Source organism: Alloalcanivorax sp. C16-1 (assembly GCF_046507805.1).
Classification (GTDB): Bacteria; Pseudomonadota; Gammaproteobacteria; order Pseudomonadales; family Alcanivoracaceae; genus Alloalcanivorax.
Window position 1 is genome coordinate 483943 of sequence record NZ_JBKFTK010000003.1, and the last position, 21162, is coordinate 505104.

The following is a 21162-nucleotide window of genomic DNA, read 5'->3' on the forward strand; positions in this document are numbered from 1 at the left end:
CTAGCGGAACAACTCGCGGCTGCGCAGCGGCCGGTCGCCCAGGTGCGGGGCCAGGGCCTCGCGCAGCAGCGCCTTGGCCAACCGCCGTACCTCGTCGTTCCAACGGTCCTCGCCCAGGGCGGTGAGCAGTTCGCCGGGGTAACCGTCGACGCCGGGGACGAAACCCTGCTCCGGCACCCACCGGTAGCGCACGCCCGCTTCCAGGGGCCGGCCCTCCGCGTCCCACTCCAGGGTCAGGCCGTAGCCCACCTCCTCCAGCAGCATCCGCTCGAAGCGCCGCAGGGTCACGTCCAGGGGCACCTCGCCGCCCAGGGCGGTGAGCGTGCCCTCGTAGACCGGCCACAGATCCGGGTGGGCGTCGTCCCGATGCAGCAGGCGCATCATCAGCTCGTTGACATAGAAACCGCAGAACAGGGCACGGCCGGCCAACGATAGCGCGGCGCCACGGGGTTCACTGTCACGCAGGGTGAACAGCTCGCCGCCGGCTTTCAGGTTTACCCACAGAGGTACGAAAGGCGCCAGCGCCGGATTGCGGCGCCCGCCCCGGGCCACCGCGCCCACGCGGCCCTGCCCGGGCAGAAACAGATCGATGATCAGGCTGGTATTGCGGAAGGGGCGGCGATGCAGCAGCCAGGCCGGCGCCAGCTCATTGGTCGCGGTCATAGCCCAGGGAACGCAGGGCGCGCTCGTCATCGGACCAGCCGGCCTTGATCTTGACCCACAGGTTGAGCATCACCTTGCGCTCGATCAGGCGCTCGATGTCCTGGCGCGCCTGGGTGCCGATCTGCTTGATGCGCGCGCCCTGGTCGCCGATCAGGATTTTTTTCTGGCCGCGCCGCTCCACCAGAATAGTGGCGGCGATGTCGGTGAGCTTGGGGCCGTCTTCCCAGAGGTCGATTTCCACCGCCATCTGGTGCGGCACTTCCTGACCGAGCTGGCGCACCACCTTTTCGCGGATGATCTCGGCGACCATGAAACGCAGGCTGCGGTCGGTGAGCTGGTCGTCCTCGAACCAGAAGTCCCCTTCCGGCAGGCGCTTGGCCAGGGCCTGTTCCAGGGCGTCCAGGTTATGGCCGCGCAGCGCCGACACCGGCACGATCTCGGCGAACGGGAAACGCCCGGACAGGTCCTGCAAGTGCGGCAGCAGCTTGTTCTTGTCGTCCAGGTTGTCGACCTTGTTGACCAGCAGCAGCACCGGGGTATCGCCGGCCCGCTGCAGCAGCTTGAGCACGTGCTCGTCGCCCTCGGTCCACTTCATGCCGTCGACCATGAAGCAGATCACGTCGACGCCGCTGAGCGCCGAGATCGCCGCCTCGTTCATGGCCCGGTTGAGCGCCTTCCCCTCGCCGGTGTGGATACCCGGGGTGTCGGCGAACACGATCTGATAATCGTCGCGGCTGAGAATGCCGTGAATCCGATGCCGGGTGGTCTGCGGCTTGCGCGAGGTGATGCTGACCTTCTGGCCGATCAGATGGTTCATCAGGGTGGACTTGCCCACATTGGGGCGTCCGACGATGGCCACCAGACCGCAACGGGTACTGCTCATGAAGACTGCTCCAGCCAGCTCAATGCCTGTTCCGCCGCCTGCTGCTCCGCGCGCCGGCGGCTGGCGCCGGCGGCCACGAAGCGCCGATCGAGATCGGGCAGCGTGCATTCCACCTCGAAGGTCTGGCGCGGCGCCTGGCCGGTCACCGACAGCACTTCATAGGCGGGAAGCTCATGCTTGCGCGCCTGCAGCCATTCCTGCAAGCGGGTTTTGGCGTCCTTGCGCACGGACTGGGGCGAGATCTGCTCCAGGCGCTCGGCGAACCAGCCCAGCACCACCCCCCGGCAGGTGTCCTCGCCGCCATCGATAACGATGGCGCCGATCAATGCCTCCAGGGCGTCGGCCAGGATCGAGTCCCGGCGGTTGCCGCCGCTCTTCAACTCGCCGCCGCCAAGGATCAGGTATTCGCCCACGCCCAGTTCCCGGGCCACCTCGGCCAGGGTCTGGCCACGTACCAGAAAGGCGCGCATGCGCGTCAGCTGCCCTTCGGCGGCTTCCGGGAAACGGTGGAACAATTCCGTGGAAATGAACTGGCTGAGCAGGGCGTCGCCGAGAAACTCCAACCGTTCGTTGTTGCGCCGGCGGCTGACACTGCGGTGGCTGAGCGCCAGCTCGAACAGCGCCGGGTCCTGAAAACGGTAGCCCAGACGACGGGCCAGGCGGTCCAGATCGTCCATCACTGCCCGCTGGTCTTGTTGAAGGTGTCCTCGAAATGCATCACCACGGAGACGTTATAGAACAACGGCCGGCGCACTTCGTAATCGACGCCCACGGTCACGTCACCACCGTTCTTGCTGATCGCCAGATCATTGACGCCGATCACGTCCACCTGATTGATGGTGAACCGTTTGGACAGGGCGCCGCGCACTTCGTGTTCCGACATCATGGCGGTCTTGTTGTCGTCGAGCACCGAGTTGATGGTGCTGCGAATGGTGTTGTATTCCATGTAGGCGGGCACCATGCGGAAGGCGGCGGTACCGAACACCGCCAGCACGATCAGCACGACCACCCAGCCGAGCAGGGAAAGCCCCCTTTGACGGGATCGGTTTATCATTGTGGGTCCGTCTCCATCTTGGTTCAGTCGCTCGTTTCGACTTTGTCGATTGCCCCATTGCGGGAGAAGCTCGGCAGCGAGAAGATCGGGTCCCAGTGCATCCAGATCAGGAAGGCTTCCCCCACGATCAGCCGCTCGGGCACCACGCCCCAGAAACGGCTGTCATTGCTGTTGTCCCGGTTGTCCCCCATCACGAAATAACTGCCCTCGGGGACTTCCCATTCCCCCTGGGTGCCGCCCTGGGGAATGCGTGGCTCGCCGTTGAACGGGCTGAGCACGCCTTCCTGCCAGATCAGATGTTCCGCCTCGCCCAGATGCTCGATGTACTCGCGGCGCCACATGCGCGCGTTGCGGCCCTGTTCCACCAGCGCCCGATCCACCGGCTCGCCGTTGATGTAGACCACGTTGTCGCGCACCGCCACCCGGTCCCCGGGCAGACCGACCACGCGCTTGATGAAGTTCTGGCTGGTGTCCTCCGGGAACTTGAACACCATGACATCACCGCGCTCGGGCTCGCCCACCGGGATGATCTTGGTGTTGGTCACCGGCAGACGCAGGCCGTAGGAAAACTTATTGACCAGAATAAAATCATGAACCTGCAGGGTCGGCAACATGGAACCGGAGGGAATGGTGAACGGCTCCACAATGAAGGAGCGGATCACCAGCACGATCAACAGCACCGAAATCAGCGAGTTGGACGTTTCCACGGTGGTGCCGATCATACCCTTGCGCTGACGCAGCTTGAGGAAGCGGTCCGCCAGCCAGATCAATACCGTGACCAGCAGCGCCAGCGTCAGCCAGAAACCCACATCGATATCCATTAGTCATCCACCTTGAGCACGGCCAGGAAGGCGGCCTGCGGAATTTCCACGTTACCCACCTGCTTCATGCGTTTCTTGCCTTCTTTCTGCTTCTGCAGCAGTTTCTTCTTACGCGACACGTCGCCGCCGTAACACTTGGCGGTGACGTTCTTGCGCAATGCCTTGACCGTCTGCCGGGCGATGATCTTGCTGCCGATGGCGGCCTGAATGGCCACGTCGAACATCTGCCGGGGCACCAGCTCCTTCATCTTCTCGGTGAGCACGCGGCCACGGTGGGCGGAGTGGTCCAGGTGACAGATCATCGCCAGGGCATCCACCTTGTCGCCGTTGATCAGCACGTCCACCTTCACCAGCTTGGCGGGCTGGAAGCGCTCGAAGGCGTACTCCAGCGAGGCATAGCCACGGCTGGCGGATTTCAGCCGGTCGAAGAAGTCCAGCACCACCTCGGCCATGGGAATGTCGTAGGTCAGCGAAATCTGCTTGCCCAGATATTGCAGGTTGATCTGCTCGCCGCGCCGCTCGGTGCACAGGGTGATCACATTGCCCACGTATTCCTGGGGCGTGAGGATATTGACCCGGGCGATGGGCTCGCGGAATTCCTCGATCTTGTTGCCTTCCGGCAGCTCCGAGGGGTTGTCCACGTAGATCGTTTCACCGTCGCTGAGCAGCAGCTCGTAGACCACCGTGGGCGCGGTGGTGATCAGGTCCAGGTCGTATTCCCGCTCCAGGCGCTCATGGATGATTTCCATGTGCAGCATGCCCAGGAAGCCGACCCGGAAACCGAAACCCAGGGCGTCGGAATTTTCCGGCTCGTAGAACAGGGAGGCGTCGTTGAGCGCCAGCTTGCCCAGGGCGTCGCGGAAATCCTCGTAGTCGTCCGCGTTGACCGGGAACATGCCGGCGTACACCTGCGGCTTGACCTTCTTGAAGCCGGGCAGCATGGCCACGTCCGGGGTGTTGGCGTGGGTCAGGGTATCGCCCACCGGGGCGCCCTTGATGTCCTTGATGGTGGCGCTCACCCAGCCCACCTCGCCGGCCTCCAGCACCTTGGTTTCCTTGCGCTTGGGGGTAAAGATGCCGAGGCTGTCCACCACGTGGTTCTGACCGGTGGATTTGACGTGGATCTTGTCGCCCTTCTTGAGGCGGCCATAGCGAATCCGCACCAGCGAGATCACGCCCATGTAATTGTCGAACCAGGAGTCGATGATCAGCGCCTGCAGGCGCTCCTCCCGGTCGCCCTGGGGCGCCGGAATACGTTCAATCAGCTGTTCCAGCAGGTCGGGCACGCCGACCCCGGTCTTGGCGGACACATGGCAGGCGTCCAGCGCGTCCAGGCCGATGATCTCCTCGATCTCCTCGGCCACCCGGTCCGGCTCCGCCTGGGGCAGGTCCACCTTGTTGAGCACCGGCAGCACTTCCAGGTCCTGTTCGATGGCGGTGTAGCAGTTGGCCACCGACTGGGCCTCCACGCCCTGGGCGGCGTCCACCACCAGCAGCGCGCCCTCGCAGGCGGACAGGGAGCGGGATACCTCGTAGGAAAAGTCCACGTGGCCCGGCGTGTCAATGAAGTTGAGCTGGTAGGTTTCGCCGTTGCGCGCGGTGTAATACAAGGTCACGCTCTGCGCCTTGATGGTGATGCCGCGCTCGCGTTCCAGGTCCATGGAATCCAGCACCTGCTCCTTGAGCTCACGGTCGGACAGACCGCCGCAGACCTGGATAAACCGGTCCGCCAGGGTGGATTTGCCGTGATCGATATGAGCAATGATGGAGAAGTTGCGAATGTGCGTAATGTCGGTCACAGATACCCGCCAAATGGTGGAAACATGAAGAAGGACACAATGGTGGGCGATTCTATCGGATTAGGGCTCCGCTGGATAATCCCCCGTGGTGGCGAAGGCCATCCCCGGCACGGAGCGTGGCAATCGCGGCCCGGCGGCCGCGATTGCCGCTGACAGCCGGGGTCAATCCCCCAGCTTGAGCGCCAGGAAGCGGGCGTTGCCGCCGCGGTTGATCAGCGCCGGCACCGAGCCCTTCTCGGGCAGCTCGCCGACCAGGCGGCGGTAGTCGTCCGGGCTCTTCACGTCCTCGCCGTTGAGGCTCACCAGCAGATCGCCCTGGCGCAGGCCGGCGGTGGCCGCCGGGCCCTTCTTCACGGCGGTGACCATGACGCCGGTCTCCGCCTCCACCCGCGACAGCTCCGCCGGGCTGGCCTCGCGCACGGTCAGGCCGAGCCGGTCGGCGCCCGGGCCGGCCGGCTCGCCGCCCTGGTTCATGGCCTGCTGCGGGTCGCTGGGCAGCTCGCCCACGGTCACTTCCAGGGTTTTCTCGTCGCCGTTGCGCACCACCGTCATTTCCGCCTCGGTGCCGGCCTTGAGGGCCCCCACCCACTTGGGCAGTTGGGCGGAGCGCTGGATTTCATGGCCGTCGAAGTGGGTGATCACATCACCGGGCTGCAGGCCCGCTTCCGCCGCCGGGGAACCCGGCTGCACCTGGGCCACCAGGGCGCCCATGGGCTTGGACAGCCCGAAGGACTCAGCCAGATCCCGGTCCACTTCCTGGATCAGCACGCCCAGCCAGCCGCGGCTCACCTGGCCGCTTTCCTTGAGCTGGTCGGCCACGTCCATGGCCAGATCGATGGGAATGGCGAAGCTCAGGCCCATGTAGCCACCGGAGCGGCTGACAATCTGCGAGTTGATGCCGACCACCTGGCCTTTCAGGTTGAACAGCGGCCCGCCGCTGTTGCCCGGGTTGATGGCCACGTCGGTCTGGATAAAGGGCACATAGTTGTCGGTGGGCAGGCTGCGGCCCTTGGCGCTGACGATGCCGGCGGTCACCGAGCTGTCGAAGCCGAACGGGGCACCGATGGCCAGCACCCACTCGCCGACCTTGAGGTCGTCGGAGGAGCCGATGTCCACCACCGGCAGATCGGCGGCATCCACCTTGATCAGCGCCAGGTCGCTCTGCGGGTCGGAACCGATCAGCTCGGCGTCCAGTTCACGGCGGTCCTGCAGGCGCACCACGATCTCATCGGCCTCGCCGACCACGTGGTAGTTGGTGAGCACATAGCCGTCGCTGGAAATAATGAAACCGGAGCCCAGGGACTCCACGTCCTCGCGACCGCCGCCGCCGGGGCCCTGCGAACCGGGACCGCCAGGGCCGCCGAACTCGTCGAAGAAACGGCGCAGCATTTCCGGCAGCTGGCTGGTGTCCGGCCCCTGGCCGGCCTCGCGGTGGGTGACGGTGGAGATGTTGACCACCGCCGGGGCTTCCTTCTCCACCAGGGCGGTGAAGTCGGGCAGGCCGGTGACCAGTTTCTCGCCCTGGGCGCCATTATCGCGGGCGTCGGAGACGGTGGCCTTGGCGGCCCCCTGGTCCTGGCTTTGTTCGGTGTTCCGGTCGTCCTGATTCTGGCCGCAGCCGGCGATCAGGCCGGCCAGCAACAGCGGCAACAGGCACTTTTGTACGGTCCCCATGGAAAGGCTCCCTTCTGCCGGTTGTTCGAGAAACACCGGCCCCGCCGCCGGGGCGGGCGGGGCCGGCGATGAGCTTTGAGTACTTTATTTCCTTACCGGAGCCCGATCATGGCCGGGCGGCCAGGTCCAGGTCGAGCTCCTGCATGATGCGCTCGGCGGTGGGCTGGGGAATCTCGCCCACCAGGGTGAGCAGATAATGGCGGTCGGCGACGCTCATGGAGCGGCTGATCGCCACCGTCGGGCCAATCCGGCTGACGCCCTCTTCCACCACCCCGTTGTCCAGGTTTTCCACGAACACGGTGAAGGTGGCCAGGCCGTCGCTGTAGCTCTGCGCGGCCACCGGCTGACGCTCGGCGGTGACCCGCCGCCAGTCGCTGTCGGCGGCCCGGAAGCCGCCGGGCAGCCAGCCGGCTTTGACGTGCACGCGGTCCGCGTGGTTGCCGGGCACCGGTTCCAGGGCGCGCTCGGCGATCACCTTGGGCAGCTCGAAATCACTCCGGTCCAGGCCCGGCTCCAGGTCCAGGGTGACGAATTCCACCCGTTCCAGGGCCAGACCGCCCGGGTCCACCATCTCCGACTTGAGCAGCAGATGGCTCTCGTTATCCAGCCACAGGCGGTAGCCGTAACGATGGTTGTCCAGCGGCGCCACGCGCATACGCGTGGTGGCGCGGCCGGCCACCCGGCCGTCGCCGTCCACCAGCACGTTGTACTGGTCGGGAATCTGGGAGGAAAGCCGCTGCCGGAACGACAGCAGGCCCTGGTCCTGATCGTCGATGCGGGTCAGGGTGCCGTTGGGATGCAGGCACACCAGCTCGTCACCGAGGCGCAACACTTCCACCAGACGACCGTCCAGGTGGGTGAAGCGCTGGTACTGTTCGCCGTTGATCACGGCGTGACGAATTTCCATGGTGCTCACTTCCCCACCCAACTGGTAGAGGAAGCGGCCCTGGTAGTCGAGCTCCTGGGTCGCTTCGGTCATGCGTTCCAGGAGACTCTGGGCGGGAAGGCTGTCGGCGATCGCGAGGGGGGCGGCGGTCAGGGTAAGCCCCAAGGCGAGGATCCGCATCATGCGTTAGCGCGCTCCGTTGCGGGCGTCCATGCTGACCAGACGGGCATAGGGCATCATGCCCTGGCCACTATGGCGGGCGGTGAATTCACTGTGGCGCAGCAGCATGGCGTTGACACGCGGTTGCTGGTCGCTGGCCACGGTACGGGTTTCGGCGGCGCGCTGGGCGCTCTGCGCCACCAGCGAGGTCTCACCGAATGGACGGGTCAGACGTTGGGCGGCGGCCGGCGCGCTCAGCGACGCCTCGGAGGCCGTGGCGCCGTCGTTGGCGGCGCCGGTCATGGCCACCGCCGGCGCGGCGCTGCCGGCGTCGGTGGGCACGCTCCAGTATTGCCAGCCGATCACCGTCACGGCGGCCACCGAGGCGGCCACGGCGACGCGGGCGAAGCCGTGCACCACGCCGGTGCGACGGCCGGGTTTCGATTCCGAGGCCAGAGCCTCGGACAGACGGGCGTTGAAGCCCTCCGGGACGGTCAGGGCGGCGTGGCCGTGCAGGGCGTCGCTGACGCTCTGCCAGCGGCCCAGGGTCGCCAGATCGTCCCGATCCAGGTCGCGCAGCACGCGCCGGGTTTCGAATTCGGTGGTTTCACCGTCCAGGAAAGCGGAAAGTGCTTCGTAATTCCTGCTCATGTCCTCACCCTTTGTCTCCTCGCTGCGACCCCAGCAGGGGGCGCACCGCCTCATCGATGGCTTCGCGGGCCCGGAAGATACGGGAACGAACCGTTCCCACCGGGCATTCCATGACCGCCGCGATATCCTCGTAGCTGAGCCCCTCGAATTCACGCAGGGTGACCGCGGTTTTCAGCTCCTGGGGCAGGTCCTCGATCGCCTTGTGGATCACTGCCTCCAGTTCCTCGGACAACACGTGGGACTCCGGGGTTCCAATTTCGTGCAGCATTTCCGCGCCGGCGTACTGCTCGGCTTCGGCGGCATCCAGGTCGGACCCCGGCGGGCGGCGGCCCTGGGCCACCAGATGGTTCTTGGCGGTGTTCACCGCGATGCGGTACAGCCAGGTATAGAAGGCACTGTCGCCCCGGAACCGGGGCAACGCCCGCCAAGCCTTGATAAAGGCCTCCTGGGCCACGTCCTGCACCTCGTCATGGTCGCGCACATAGCGGCTGATCAACGCGAAGATGCGCTGCTGGTACTTGACCACCAGCACTTCGAAGGCTCGCTGATCGCCGGTCTTGGCTTTTTTGACCAATTGTTCGTCTGAAGACACCCGGTGCTGGCTCCCTGGAGGACGTTATTATCCCGTGGCGGCGGGTAAAGCGCGGTATTGTAGCAGGTGTTCCGCAGGCCGCTATACTAGCGCCCCCGTCCCTGGCGGTTTTCACATTGGTTCAACATTTACCCGGGCTGCGAGACTCCATGGCCACTTATCGTTATGACGTGCTGATCATCGGCTCCGGCGCCGCCGGCCTGACCGTCGCCCTGCGCCTGCCGGACGGCGTCCAGGCGGCCCTGCTGTCCAAGGGCGAACTGACCCATGCGAGCACTTACTACGCCCAGGGCGGCGTGGCGGCGGTGCTCGACGACGACGACTCCCTGGAAAGTCATGTGCAGGACACGCACCGCGCCGGTGGCGGCCTGTGCCACGACGACGCGGTGCGCTACACCGTGGAAAACGGGCCGGCGGCGATCCGCTGGCTGATCGACCAGGGCGTGGACTTCACCCGCCTGGCAGGCATGGAGCGCAGCGAGGACAACCCCCTGCCCTACCACCTGACCCGCGAGGGCGGCCACAGCCACCGGCGCATCATCCACGCCGCCGACGCCACCGGCGTGGCCATTTCCAGCACCCTGATCGAGCGCGTCACCGAGCGCGACAACGTGCATCTGCTGGAGCATCGGGTGGCGGTGGACCTGATCCTGCAGGACCACGACGGCCCGAACGGCCCGGAAAAACGCTGCTGCGGCGCCTATGTGCACGATATCCGCACCGGCGAGACCGACGTGATCCTGGCCCGCTCGGTGGTGCTGGCCACCGGTGGCGCCTCCAAGGTCTACCTGTACACCTCCAACCCGGACGTGGCCACCGGCGACGGCATCGCCATGGCCTGGCGGGCCGGCTGCCGGGTGGGCAACATGGAATTCATGCAGTTCCACCCCACCTGCCTGTACCACCCCAAGGCCAAGAGCTTTCTGATCACCGAGGCGATCCGTGGCGAGGGCGGCCGGCTGCTGCTGCCCAACGGCGAGCGCTTCATGCCGCGTTTCGACGAGCGCGCCGAACTGGCGCCCCGGGACGTGGTGGCCCGCGCCATCGACCACGAAATGAAGCGCCTGGGCGCCGATTGCCTGTATCTGGACATCAGCCACAAGCCGGCGGACTTCATCATCGAGCATTTCCCCACGGTCTACGCCAAGTGCCTGCAACTGGGCCTGGACATCACCCGCGACCCGATTCCGGTGGTGCCGGCGGCCCACTACACCTGCGGCGGCGTGGTCATCGACCGGCACGGTCGCACCGACGTGCCCGGGCTTTATGCCCTGGGGGAGACCAGCTTCACCGGCCTGCACGGGGCCAATCGCATGGCCAGCAATTCCCTGCTGGAGTGCTTCGTGTACGGGCAGGCGGTGGCCGATGACATCGGCGCGCACCTGGCGGAGTGGCCGCATCCGCGGGAGGCAGCGGAGTGGGACGACAGTCAGGTCACCGATTCCGACGAGGACGTGGTGATCAGCCACAACTGGGACGAGCTGCGGCGTTTTATGTGGGATTACGTGGGCATCGTGCGCACGGTGAAGCGGTTGGAGCGGGCCCAGCATCGGGTGGAGCTGCTGAAGAGCGAGATCGCCGAGTATTACAGCAACTACCACATCAGCAACGATCTGCTGGAGTTGCGCAATCTGGTGGTGATCGCGGATTTGATCATCCGTTCGGCGTTGCGGCGGCGGGAGAGCCGGGGGCTGCATTTCATGCGGGAGTTTCCGGGGGCTTCCGAGGTGGGCAGCGATACGATTCTGGAGCCTTGAAGTCCGGGGCTTTCCTGTTCCGTTCTCTCCAGCGGGGACGCGGAGCGGCGTTGCGCCCTTCCGGGAACGCCGCGAGTACATCCCTGTAGGCTCCCTTTCGAACGTCCTGTTCTCAAGGGTCCCGGAAGGGCGCAACGCCGCTCCGTTTCGGGGTAGCCTCCGCCCCCTTTGGGGGTGAGGGGTTGTAGAAGCGACCGGGGCAGGTCAGGTGCCGCAGAAGGTGCGCAGGACCCGCTCTTCGTCGGTGGGCGGGCGGGTGTAAGGGTCGTCCAGGGCGCGGTCCTGGTAGGGGGTCGCCAGGGCGTCCAGGAGCGCCCGGGTGGGGGCCAGGTCGTCGTCGTGCTCGGCGGCGTTGAGGGCGGCTTCCACCTGGTGGTTGCGGGGAATCAGCGCCGGGTTGACGGCGCGCATGCGCGCTTCGGCCGGGTTGTCCGATTCCGGGTTGCGGCCCAGCCGGTCGCGCCAGCGCCGGTGCCAGCCCAGGAAATCGTCCTGATAAAACGCCTCGCCATCCGGTAGCGCCCGGCCGATCAGGCCGCGGAAGGTGTTGGTGTAATCGACCCGTTCCCGGCGCATCCAGTCGAGCAGATCGTCCACCAGGGCGTGGTCGCCCTCTTCCTCGCCGAGCAGGCCGAGCTTGTCGGCCATCATCGCCCGCCAGCGTTGCTGGTAGCGGTCGCCGAATTCGCCCAGCAGGGCCTCCGCCCTGGCCACGGCGGCCTCCGGGTCGTCGTCGATCAGCGGCACCAGGGTTTCCGCCAGCCGCGCCAGGTTCCACTGGGTGATCACCGGCTGGTTGCCGTAGGCGTAGCGGCCGCGCTGGTCGATGGAACTGAACACCGTGTCCGGGTGGTACACGTCCATGAAGGCGCAGGGGCCGTAGTCGATGGTCTCGCCGGAGAGGGTCACGTTGTCGGTGTTGAGCACGCCGTGGATGAAGCCCACCCGCATCCACGCCACCACCAGGTCGAGGTGGCGCTCCATGGCCGCCTCCAGCAGGGCCAGGGCGGGATTGTCCGCGTCCTTGAGGGGCGCGTAGTGCCGTTCCAGGGTGTACTCGAACAGGGCGCGCGACAGGTCCGGGTCGCGGTGGGCGGCGGCGTACTGGAAGGTGCCCACGCGCAGGTGCGAGGCGGCCACCCGGGTGAGCACGGCGCCGGGCTCGGGGCCGTCACGGAACACCGGCTCGCCGTTGGCCACCACCGCCAGGCTGCGGGTGGTGGGGATGCCCAGGGCGTGCATGGCTTCGCTGATGATGTATTCGCGCAGCATCGGCCCCAGGGCCGCGCGGCCGTCGCCGCCCCGGGAGAACGGGGTGCGCCCGGCGCCCTTGAGCTGGATGTCGCGGCGCCGACCGTCCGCCGTGATCTGCTCGCCGAGCAGCACCGCGCGACCGTCGCCGAGCATGGTGGGGTTGCCGAACTGATGGCCGGCGTAGGCCTGGGCCAGGGGCTCGGCGCCGTCCGGCAGCACGTTGCCGCCAAACAGGGCGGCACCGGCGTCGCCGTCCAGGGCGGCGCTGTCCAGACCCAGCTGCTCGGCCAGGGCCCGGTTCCACAGCAGCAGGCGCGGCGCCGCCACCGGCTGAGGGTCGGTGCGCGCGAACAACGGCTCCGGCAGGCGCGCGTAACTGTTGTCGAAGCGAAATCCGTAATCAGTGCTCATAGACGGTCTCTTGGGGCGGAAACGCGAACGCACAAGGGCTCATGGACGACGGCCGAGCAGCAGCACCTGGCGCAGCGGCGTTACCGCCGCCGCGCCGATCTGATCGGGGAACACCCACACCCAGCCCACCCGGGGGCAGTGCACCGCCAGCCAGCGCGCGCTGAGCACGGTGCGAAACGGCGCCGCCACCGCCACCCGCCGGCCATCGCGCAGCAGCAGGCGCAGGCCCTCCGGCGACACCGCCACCCGGGCCGGCGAGGCGGGACGCCAGCGGCGGGCGGCGATCAGCGCCGCCAGACCGGGCAGCACCGCCACGCTCAGGGGCAAGGCACTGGCCACCAACGCCCACCAGGCCACGATCACGGCGGCCAGCCGCAGCCGCGCCGGGTAGCGCGAGGCACTCAGCTCAAGACGTCGTGGCCACACGGCGCAGCATCCCGGCCACGAACTCGCGCAGTTCCGGGTCCTCAGGCTGGCCGTGGCCAGTGAACCAGTCCAGCATGTCCACGTCCTCGCACTCCAGCAGCCGGCCGAAGGCGGCCTGTTGTTGCGGCGTGTCGGTGTCGAAAAAGCGCTCCAGATAGGCGTACAGCACCACCTCCACTTCGGAGGCGCCGCGCCGGCATTGCCATTGGTAGCGGCGTTTCAGATCGGCGGTTTCGGGGGACGGGGAAGACGTCATTGGCGGAATCTCTTTCGCTGATCGACTGACACAAGGGCCGTTGATTATCTATCATCACGGGTCGTACTCACACCCTCGCAGACTGACTAGGAACTGTATGGACGCCTGGCAATCCCTGATCGACGCGCAACAGCCGGTGCACGGCGGCCGCCCGGCCCCGACGCTGGCCACCGGCGAGCACCTGACGGTGATCCACGCCGAGGGCGAGGAGGCCGGCGATTATCTGCAGGGGCAGCTCACCACCGACCTGAAATTCGTGGACGAAGGCGCCCACCGCGCCGCCATGCATCTGTCGCTGAAGGGGCGCGGGCTGGTGAGCCTGCGCCTGGCCCGGGAGGACGGCGGCTATTTGCTGCTAGTGCCCAACGGACAAGCCGAGGCCACCATCCGCGGCCTGGAGAAGTACCGGCTGCGCGCCAAGGTCACCTTCCGCGTCGACCCGCGGGCGCGGGTGGTACAGCTCGCCGGCGGGGTGGACGCCACCCTGGCGGCGGCGGGCCTGCCGGTGCCGGAACCCGGCCAGACGGCCCACCGCGACGGTGTGGCCGTGTTGCGTTACGCCCACGGCGACCACGCCCTGCTGGTCGCCGACGGCCCGCTGCTGGCCGCCCACTGGCAGGCGCTGAGCGCGGAGCGGGCGGTCACCGACGGGGCCGGCGCCCGCTATCAGGACGTGCTGGCCGGCGAAGGGCAGATCCGCGCCGGCGCCGAAGACCTGTTCCTGCCCCAGGTGCTCAACTACGACGTGCTCGGCGGCGTCAGCTTCAAGAAGGGCTGCTACACCGGCCAGGAAGTGGTGGCGCGCATGCACTTCAAAGGCAAGCTGAAGCAGCGCATGGCGGCGTTCCATTACCAGGGCCCGGAGCTGGCCCCGGGCCAGAGCCTGCGTAACGACCAGGGCCGCGCGGTGGCCGAGGTGGTGGACGCGGCCCCCGGGGAGCCGGCGCCGGCCCTGCTGGCGGTGGTGCGGCTGGATCATGAAGGGGAGCTGTTTCTGGACGACCAGCCCCTGCGGGTGGAGCCGATCGCCCTGCCCTACGACCTGCCCAAGCCCAAGGCATGACGGATCGCGGCCACTAAAAAGACGTTCAACCGGCGGCGCGGCACTCCTTCAGCAAGGTCGCCACCAGCTCTTCCACCGGCAGAGCCCGGGAACGGTGCGCGCCGGTGCCCGCCCACAGACTCTTCCATTCCGCCCCGGCGGCCTTGCGCAGGGGCGCCGTTAGCCGGTGCTGGTCCGGGTAAGGGGCAATGTCCCGCGGCGCCCGTTCATCCATCCAGGCATTGGCCAGGCCCCGGGCATAGCGCCCGGACACCGCGGCGGTCACCGCGGTGGCATCCGGGCCGGCGGCGGCCAGGGCTTGCCGCCAGGCCGGCGCGGTACCCGCCTCCGGGCAACTCAAAAAGGCGGTGCCAAGCTGGGCGGCGGCGGCGCCCTGCCCCAGCACCCGGGCCATGTCGGCACCATCCATCAGGCCCCCGGCGGCGATCAGCGGTCGCCCCAGATCGCCACAGGCCTCCAGCAAAGCCGCCAGCGGCTGGCCGGCGCCGCGCGTTTCCGCGCTGCCCCGGTGGCCGCCGGCTTCCTCCCCCTGCAGCACGATGGCGTCGACGCCATCCTCCGCCTGCTGGCGGGCTTCCGCCCGGCTGGTGGCGGTGCCGATCAGAGCGATGCCCCGGGCCCGGCAAGCGTCCCGACAGGCCTGGTCCAGGCGCCCGAAGGTGAAGCTGAAGAACGCCGGGCGGGCCTCCAGCATGGCGTCGAACTGCTCGTCGAAACCGGGCAGCTCGGCGAAAGTGTCCGGAAAGTCCACGCCGGCGGCCTCATAGCAAGGCACCAGGGCTTCCCGGGCGGCGCGCCACTGGGCCTCGGTGGCGCCCGGTTCGCCAGGGATGAACAGGTTGACCGCGAAGGCATCGGCGCCGCCGTCCCGGGCCGCCCGGACGGCTTCCTCGATGGCCTGGCCGCTCAGGTAACCGGCGCCGATGGACGCCAGAGCCCCGGCCCGGGCGGCGCCCACGGTCAGCTCGGTGGTGTTGATGCCGCCGGCCATGGGGGCCTGGATCAGCGTGTAGTCCTGGAAGGGCATGGCGAGTCTCCTGTAGTCCTGGGTAGGGATTCTAGGGAGCCCGGCGCATGACGGGAAATGATGATCCGTGATGTTCGGTATCGCCCGGGGGAATAGAGGGGATCGCGGCTGAAGCGGGATACCGCCCAGCCGCGATGGCGGTCAGCCCAGATCCGCGAGGGGGTGGACGTCAGTGGGGCAGCGGAAGAAGCCGTCGATATAGTCGGCGCTCACCTCGTCCACGGACCGGTGGCGGAAGCGCGGGCTGCCGTCCTTGTCGATCAGCAGCGCACGCACGCCCTCACGGAAATCCGGGTGCAGGCAGCACTGCACCGCCACGCACCATTCCATGCGGAACACCTCGGCCAGGGACAGATGCCGGGCCCGGTGCAGTTGCTGCCACACCAGGTGCATGGTTTGCGGACAGCCGGCGGCCAGGGTCTTGCGGGCCTTGTCCAGCCAGCCGTCGCACTGCTTGGTATCGAGAATGCGCGCCACTACTTCGTCGACGGTGGCCCCGTCGCAGAGCTGTTCGATGGTGTCCCGGTGGGCACTCACCGGGGCCTCCAGGCCGGTGGGCGCCGCCGACAGCTCGCGCAGGCGGCCGTACAGCAGCGCCCGGTTGGCGTCGCCGTCGTCCTGATAGCGACCGGCGGCCAGGGCTTCCAGCACCTGCTCCGGGTCGGCGTCCATGAAGCGGTCCGCCAGGCCCAGGTCCAGGGCGTCGCGGGCGTTCAGGTGCACGCCGGTGAGGCCCAGGAACAGACCGGTGCGGCCGGGCAGCCGGTTGAGGAACCAGCTGGCGCCCACGTCCGGGAACAGCCCGATGGTGATTTCCGGCATGGCCAGCCGGCTGCGCGGCGTCACCAGCCGGAACTGGCTGCCCTGCATCAGACCCATGCCGCCGCCCATCACCACGCCGTCGGCCCAGCAGATCACCGGGGTGCGGGAGGTGTGCAGGCGGTAGTCGAGCCGGTATTCCTCGGCGAAGTACTGCTCCGCCTCCGGGTTACCCGCGTGGCCGGCGTGCTTGACGGTGGAACGGTACAGGGCCACCACGTCGCCGCCGGCGCTGAAGGCCTTACCGCCGGCGCCTTCCAGCCAGATCGCCACCACCTCGTCCCGCCCCTGCCAGTCCGCCACACGGGCGTCCAGGGCCTGAATCATCTCCAGGCTCAGGGCATTCAGGGAACGGGGGGCGTTGAGGGTGGCGCGGCCGATCACGCGGCCGCACTCGGTGTTGATTTCGTCGAACAGGACGGTATCGGTCATGCCGGGAAAAATCCTTATCGGTCAGTTCAGGGACCAGTCGATGGGGTCCTTGCCCTGCTGAAGCAGGTATTGATTGGCGCGGGAAAAATGTCCGCAGCCGAAGAAACCGCGATAGGCGGACAGCGGCGACGGGTGCGGCGCGGTCAGCACGCAGTGACGCTGGCGGTCGATCAGCTTGCCTTTCTTCTGCGCCGAGCTGCCCCACAGCATGAACACCAGGCCCTCGCGCTCGCGGTTGAGATGCTCGATGGCCTGATCGGTGAAGCGCTCCCAGCCCTGCCCCTGGTGCGAGGCGGCCTGGCCGGCGCGCACGGTGAGCACGGCATTGAGCAGCAGCACACCCTGCTTCGCCCAGGCGTCCAGGTTGCCGTGGTCCGGCGCCGGGATGCCCAGGTCGCGCTCGATCTCCTTGAAAATATTGACCAGGGACGGCGGCACCCGCACCCCGGGCTGCACCGAAAAGCTCAACCCGTGGGCCTGGTTGGGCCCGTGGTAGGGGTCCTGGCCGAGGATCACTACCTTGACCTGGTCGAAGGGGGTTTCGTTGAAGGCGCGAAAGATGTCCGGCCCCGGCGGATACAGGGTTTCCCCGGCCTGCTTTTCGCGGCGCAGAAAATCCTTCAGCTGGCCCATGTAGGGTTGCGCGAATTCCTCGCCCAGCGCCCGCTTCCAGCCCGCCTCGAGCTGTACGTCGGCTTGCGATTCGGTGCCGTCACTCATGGGGAACCAGCTTCTCCAGCAGGTGCAGCATGCGCGTTTTCACGGTGTCCTCGCCGGCCAGCTCCGGGTGGGTCAGCAGACGTACCTCCAGGGCCATGATGCGGGCGTTGATCACTTCCGCGTCCATCTCCGGGGTGGCCGAGCCGAGCGCCCGGCAGGCGTCCACCAGCAGCAGCGCCATTTCCTTGAGGTAGAGATCCGCCAGACCGCGCAGGCGCGGATCCAGGATCGCTTCCTGGAGGAACGCCTGTTCCGCCACCAGATGCTCGCGGCGGTTGTGCAGCTCGTCGAGGATGAAGGCGGTGGTGGCCGAGGCCAGCGCTTCGATCAATTGTTCCCGGTCGGCGCCGCCCTTCTGGAATTCCTCGATCAGCGCGAACGCCTGGTCGCGGAACGGGCGGATCACGGTGTCCAGGGCCCGTTCGGCGAACAGCGTGAAGGCGTCCGCGATCAGATCGGAAATGTCCTTGAAGTAATAGGTGGTGGCCGACAGCGGCACGTCCGCTTCGCGGGCCACCGCCCGGTGGCGCACCGCGCGGATGCCGTCGGTGACAATGATGTTGAGCGCGGCGTCGAGAATCGCCTGGCGGCGTTGTTCACTGCCCGCGCGGCGGGCCTTGCGGCCCTGGTAACGGATTGCGGTCATGGCTCCGTCTGCTTTTTTTATGGCGTCGCCACTAGCCTAACAGGCACCGCCATCCGGCGGGAGTGGCGGCGCCGGTTGGGTCAGGTACGTGGACGCATGTGCGGGAACAGGATCACGTCCTTGATGGTGGGCGAATCGGTGAACAGCATCACCAGACGGTCGATGCCGATGCCCTCGCCGGCGGTGGGCGGCAGGCCGTGTTCCAGGGCGGTGATGTAGTCCTCGTCGTAGAACATGGCTTCGTCGTCACCGGCTTCCTTCTCGGCCACCTGGGCGCGGAAGCGCTCCGCCTGGTCCTCGGCGTCGTTGAGCTCGGAGAAGCCGTTGGCGATCTCGCGGCCACCGACGAAGAACTCAAAGCGCTCGGTGACGAACGGGTCGTCGTCCTTGCGCCGCGCCAGGGGCGAGACTTCCGTGGGGTAGTCGGTAATGAAGGTCGGTTCCTGAAGACGATGCTCGGCGGTCTTCTCGAAGATCTCGATCTGCACCTTGCCCAGGCCCCAGCCGTCCTTGAGCGGAATATCCAGCCCTTCGGCGATGCGTCGGGCGCCCTGCTCGTCGGCCAGCTCGGCGGCGTCGATGTCGGCGTTGTAGTCAAGAATCGCGTCGAACACGGTGAGCCGGCGGAACGGCTTGCCGAAATCGTAGGTGACGGTCTCGGTGTCGCCGTCGGCGCCGGGCACCGTGTTGCGCACCAGGGTGTCGCCCAGCACGTCGCGGGCCAGGGTGCGCAGCATGTCCTCGGTGAGGTCCATCAGATCGTGATAGTCCGCGTAGGCCTGGTAGAACTCGAGCATGGTGAATTCCGGATTGTGCCGGGTGCTCAGGCCCTCGTTGCGGAAGTTACGGTTGATCTCGAAGACCCGCTCGAAGCCGCCCACCACCAGCCGCTTCAAGTACAGTTCCGGCGCGATGCGCAGGTACATGTCCAGGTCCAGACTGTTGTGGTGGGTGACGAACGGCCGCGCGCTGGCACCGCCGGGAATCACCTGCAGCATCGGCGTTTCCGCTTCGATGAAATCGTGGGCGACCAGATAATTGCGGATGCCGGCCACGATCTTCGAACGGATCTTGAAGGTCTCGCGGCTGCCCTCGTTGACGATCAGGTCCACGTAGCGCTGGCGGTAACGGGACTCGGTGTCGGTGAGGCCCTTGTGCTTTTCCGGCAGCGGGCGCAGGGATTTGGTGAGCAGCAGGTACTCGTCCATCATCACGTACAGGTCGCCCTTGCCGGATTTGCAGAGCTTGCCGCGCACGCCGATCACGTCACCCAGGTCCCAGTGCTTGACCGCTTTCTGCACGTCTTTATTGGCATAGACCTGGATGCGGCCGGACATGTCCTGCAGCACCTTGAAGGCCTTGCGGTCGAGCATCAGGCGGCCGGCCACGGCCACCTGGATGTTCTTTTCTTCCAGCTCTTCCTTGCTCAGCTCACCGTATTGCGCCTGCAGACCGGCGGCCAGGCTGTCGCGGCGGAAGTGATTGGGGAAGGCTTCGCCGCCGTCGCGCCATTCCGCCAGCTTGGCGCGGCGTTCGGCGATCAGACGGTTTTCGTCGGCGGCGTCGTGTTGCTTGCTGTGTTCGTCGGCCATTCTCTTAGAGTCCACTTTTCAGGGAGGCTTCGATGAATCGGTCCAGGTCGCCGTCCAGCACCTGCTGGGTGTTGTGGCTTTCCACCCCGGTGCGCAGGTCCTTGATGCGGCCATCGTCGAGCACGTAGGAGCGGATCTGGCTGCCCCAGCCGATGTCGGCCTTGGCGTTTTCCTGGGCCTGCTTCTCGGCGTTGCGCTTCTGGATTTCCAGTTCGTAGAGCTTGGCCTGAAGCATCTTGGTGGCCTTGTCCCGGTTCTGGTGCTGGCTGCGCTCGGACTGGCACTGGGTGACCACGATGTGCTCCTGGCCGTTGTCCGGATCGGTGAAGGTGTAGGTCAGACGCACCGCCGAGTCGGTCCGGTTCACGTGCTGGCCACCGGCGCCGGAGGCCCGGTAGGTGTCGGTGCGCAGCTTGCCGGGATCGATCTCGATGTCGATGTCGTCGTCCACTTCCGGGGACACGAACACCGAGCTGAACGAGGTGTGGCGGCGGCCGCCGGAATCGAACGGGCTCTTGCGCACCAGCCGGTGCACGCCGGTTTCGGTGCGCAGCCAGCCGTAGGCGTAGTCGCCCTCGAAGCGCACGGTGGCGGATTTGATGCCGGCCACGTCACCGTCGGACGCTTCCACCAGCTCGGTCTTGAAACCGTGGGCCTCGCCCCAGCGCAGGTACATGCGCAGCATCATCTCGGCCCAGTCCTGGGCCTCGGTGCCGCCGGACCCGGCCTGGATGTCCAGGTAGGCGTTGGCGGTGTCCATCTCGCCGGAAAACATACGGCGGAATTCCAGATCCGCCACCATGCGTTCCAGGCGTTCCAGGTCCGCTTCCACTTCCGAGACGGTGGCTTCGTCGTCCTCTTCCACCGCCAGTTCCAGCAGATCCCGGGTGTCGCCGACGCCCTGGTCGGCGTCGCGCAGGGTGGACACCACCCCTTCCAGTTGCGCGCGCTCCTTGCCCAGGGCCTGGGCCCGTTCCGGCTCGTTCCACACGTCCGGCAGGGTCAGTTCGCGCTCTACTTCGACCAGTCGTTCGCTCTTCTGATCGAAGTCAAAGATACCCCCTCAGCGCTTCGATGCGCTCGGCCAGGTCGGTGAGGTGGGTTCTCAGCGGGTTTACTTCCATAATGACTCTACGACTCTCAGTGGAAACGGTTCTTAATCGACCAGCTCGTACACATGGAACGCCTCGGGTTTGAGAGCGTCCAGGGTGGTGCCCAGGTACACGGCGTTGTCGGGAATGCCGCTGCCGGTGGTGAACACCTTGAAGCGGCGCACTTCCTTGGGGGTGTCGATGACGGTGTCCGCGTCCACCTCGACCCACATATAGATCAGGCGCTCCTGCTGGATGTAATCCACGCGAAGCACTTCACCCTCTTCCGGCAAACGGATTTCCTGCACCTCGGTGCCGATTTCCAGCCGGTGTTTATGGATTGTTTTCATGCGGTCCCTCCGTCAGGGGTAACCAGGCGCGGGCGACGATAGCCGCCGGCGCATTCCGGGGCCCGGCCTTGTGGGCCGGGGGATGGCGATAAGGGTAATGCGCGCCAGTCGGCGCAAGGCGCAATCCTATCAGGTC

The 21162-nt window shown here is 66.9% G+C and carries 22 protein-coding genes; 2 read left to right on the top strand and 20 right to left on the bottom strand.

Annotation, left to right across the window (positions count from 1 at the left end):
- The 10 genes from recO to rpoE form a co-directional block, all read right to left on the bottom strand.
- On the bottom strand, nucleotides 1–663 hold the full coding sequence (gene recO, locus ACLD0W_RS12975) for a DNA repair protein RecO (protein WP_410307901.1): 663 nt from the start codon (nucleotides 661–663) through the stop codon (nucleotides 1–3).
- Nucleotides 647–1546, bottom strand: a complete 900-nt coding sequence (era, locus tag ACLD0W_RS12980) for a GTPase Era (protein ID WP_410307902.1) — start codon at nucleotides 1544–1546, stop codon at nucleotides 647–649. Before era ends, recO begins: the two co-directional genes overlap by 17 nt.
- Nucleotides 1543–2226, bottom strand: a complete 684-nt coding sequence (gene rnc, locus ACLD0W_RS12985; protein WP_410307903.1) for a ribonuclease III — start codon at nucleotides 2224–2226, stop codon at nucleotides 1543–1545. The genes era and rnc overlap by 4 nt, the downstream gene beginning before the upstream one ends.
- The gene (locus ACLD0W_RS12990) at nucleotides 2223–2600 is read right to left on the bottom strand and encodes a DUF4845 domain-containing protein (RefSeq protein ID WP_410307904.1); all 378 of its coding nucleotides are present in this window, start codon (nucleotides 2598–2600) and stop codon (nucleotides 2223–2225) included. Before ACLD0W_RS12990 ends, rnc begins: the two co-directional genes overlap by 4 nt.
- Nucleotides 2601–2623: 23 nt before the next feature.
- Complete coding sequence (gene lepB / locus ACLD0W_RS12995; protein ID WP_410307905.1) at nucleotides 2624–3421, bottom strand: signal peptidase I; 798 nt, start codon at nucleotides 3419–3421, stop codon at nucleotides 2624–2626.
- Complete coding sequence (gene lepA, locus ACLD0W_RS13000) at nucleotides 3421–5220, bottom strand: translation elongation factor 4 (protein WP_204429297.1); 1800 nt, start codon at nucleotides 5218–5220, stop codon at nucleotides 3421–3423. Before lepA ends, lepB begins: the two co-directional genes overlap by 1 nt.
- A 162-nt stretch (nucleotides 5221–5382) precedes the next feature.
- On the bottom strand, nucleotides 5383–6894 hold the full coding sequence (locus ACLD0W_RS13005) for a DegQ family serine endoprotease (RefSeq protein ID WP_410307906.1): 1512 nt from the start codon (nucleotides 6892–6894) through the stop codon (nucleotides 5383–5385).
- Nucleotides 6895–7000: 106 nt separating this feature from the next.
- Nucleotides 7001–7963 (bottom strand): MucB/RseB C-terminal domain-containing protein, encoded by a 963-nt coding sequence (locus tag ACLD0W_RS13010; RefSeq protein WP_410307907.1) that lies wholly within the window; start codon nucleotides 7961–7963, stop codon nucleotides 7001–7003.
- Between the two features lie 3 nt (nucleotides 7964–7966).
- Nucleotides 7967–8590 carry a sigma-E factor negative regulatory protein gene (locus ACLD0W_RS13015; protein WP_410307908.1) on the bottom strand — a complete coding sequence of 208 codons (624 nt, stop codon included), beginning with the start codon at nucleotides 8588–8590 and terminating at the stop codon, nucleotides 7967–7969.
- Between the two features lie 4 nt (nucleotides 8591–8594).
- Nucleotides 8595–9182 carry an RNA polymerase sigma factor RpoE gene (gene rpoE, locus ACLD0W_RS13020; protein ID WP_410307909.1) on the bottom strand — a complete coding sequence of 196 codons (588 nt, stop codon included), beginning with the start codon at nucleotides 9180–9182 and terminating at the stop codon, nucleotides 8595–8597.
- Nucleotides 9183–9331: 149 nt separating this feature from the next.
- Between rpoE and nadB the strand changes: the two genes are divergently transcribed.
- Entirely contained in the window at nucleotides 9332–10939 is a 1608-nt protein-coding gene (nadB, locus tag ACLD0W_RS13025) for an L-aspartate oxidase (protein WP_410307910.1), read from the top strand.
- A gap of 204 nt (nucleotides 10940–11143) precedes the next feature.
- Here nadB and ACLD0W_RS13030 read toward each other — a convergent pair whose 3' ends face one another.
- The 3 genes from ACLD0W_RS13030 to ACLD0W_RS13040 are packed head-to-tail and all read right to left on the bottom strand — an operon-like array spanning nucleotide 11144 to nucleotide 13286.
- Nucleotides 11144–12604, bottom strand: coding sequence for a protein adenylyltransferase SelO (locus ACLD0W_RS13030; RefSeq protein ID WP_410307911.1), 1461 nt, complete (start codon nucleotides 12602–12604; stop codon nucleotides 11144–11146).
- A 39-nt stretch (nucleotides 12605–12643) separates the two neighbouring features.
- On the bottom strand, nucleotides 12644–13030 hold the full coding sequence (locus tag ACLD0W_RS13035; protein ID WP_410307912.1) for a hypothetical protein: 387 nt from the start codon (nucleotides 13028–13030) through the stop codon (nucleotides 12644–12646).
- Entirely contained in the window at nucleotides 13011–13286 is a 276-nt protein-coding gene (locus ACLD0W_RS13040) for a succinate dehydrogenase assembly factor 2 (RefSeq protein ID WP_228233300.1), read from the bottom strand. Before ACLD0W_RS13040 ends, ACLD0W_RS13035 begins: the two co-directional genes overlap by 20 nt.
- Before the next feature lie 97 nt (nucleotides 13287–13383).
- On the opposite strand from ACLD0W_RS13040, the gene ACLD0W_RS13045 reads away from it, so the two are divergent.
- Nucleotides 13384–14349 (top strand): YgfZ/GcvT domain-containing protein, encoded by a 966-nt coding sequence (locus tag ACLD0W_RS13045; protein ID WP_410307913.1) that lies wholly within the window; start codon nucleotides 13384–13386, stop codon nucleotides 14347–14349.
- Between the two features lie 25 nt (nucleotides 14350–14374).
- Here ACLD0W_RS13045 and ACLD0W_RS13050 read toward each other — a convergent pair whose 3' ends face one another.
- From ACLD0W_RS13050 to ACLD0W_RS13080, 7 genes are all read right to left on the bottom strand, one after another.
- Entirely contained in the window at nucleotides 14375–15376 is a 1002-nt protein-coding gene (locus ACLD0W_RS13050; RefSeq protein WP_410307914.1) for an NAD(P)H-dependent flavin oxidoreductase, read from the bottom strand.
- Nucleotides 15377–15517: 141 nt separating this feature from the next.
- Nucleotides 15518–16627: an enoyl-CoA hydratase/isomerase family protein gene (locus ACLD0W_RS13055; RefSeq protein ID WP_410307915.1), complete on the bottom strand. Its 1110-nt coding sequence runs from the start codon at nucleotides 16625–16627 to the stop codon at nucleotides 15518–15520.
- 21 nt (nucleotides 16628–16648) lie between these two features.
- A complete protein-coding gene (gene ung / locus ACLD0W_RS13060; protein WP_410307916.1) occupies nucleotides 16649–17347 on the bottom strand; it encodes a uracil-DNA glycosylase in 699 nt (232 codons plus the stop codon).
- The gene (locus tag ACLD0W_RS13065) at nucleotides 17340–17993 is read right to left on the bottom strand and encodes a TetR/AcrR family transcriptional regulator (protein ID WP_410307917.1); all 654 of its coding nucleotides are present in this window, start codon (nucleotides 17991–17993) and stop codon (nucleotides 17340–17342) included. Before ACLD0W_RS13065 ends, ung begins: the two co-directional genes overlap by 8 nt.
- Before the next feature lie 80 nt (nucleotides 17994–18073).
- The gene (gene lysS, locus ACLD0W_RS13070) at nucleotides 18074–19585 is read right to left on the bottom strand and encodes a lysine--tRNA ligase (RefSeq protein WP_410307918.1); all 1512 of its coding nucleotides are present in this window, start codon (nucleotides 19583–19585) and stop codon (nucleotides 18074–18076) included.
- A gap of 4 nt (nucleotides 19586–19589) precedes the next feature.
- Nucleotides 19590–20709 (bottom strand): peptide chain release factor 2 gene (gene prfB / locus ACLD0W_RS13075; RefSeq protein ID WP_410307919.1). Its coding sequence is split into 2 segments (ribosomal slippage): nucleotides 19590–20636 and nucleotides 20638–20709, totalling 1119 coding nucleotides; the frame shifts between segments, so codons are not numbered across the junction.
- A 32-nt stretch (nucleotides 20710–20741) separates the two neighbouring features.
- Nucleotides 20742–21026, bottom strand: coding sequence for a hypothetical protein (locus tag ACLD0W_RS13080; RefSeq protein ID WP_204430877.1), 285 nt, complete (start codon nucleotides 21024–21026; stop codon nucleotides 20742–20744).
- Nucleotides 21027–21162: the final 136 nt, after the last annotated feature.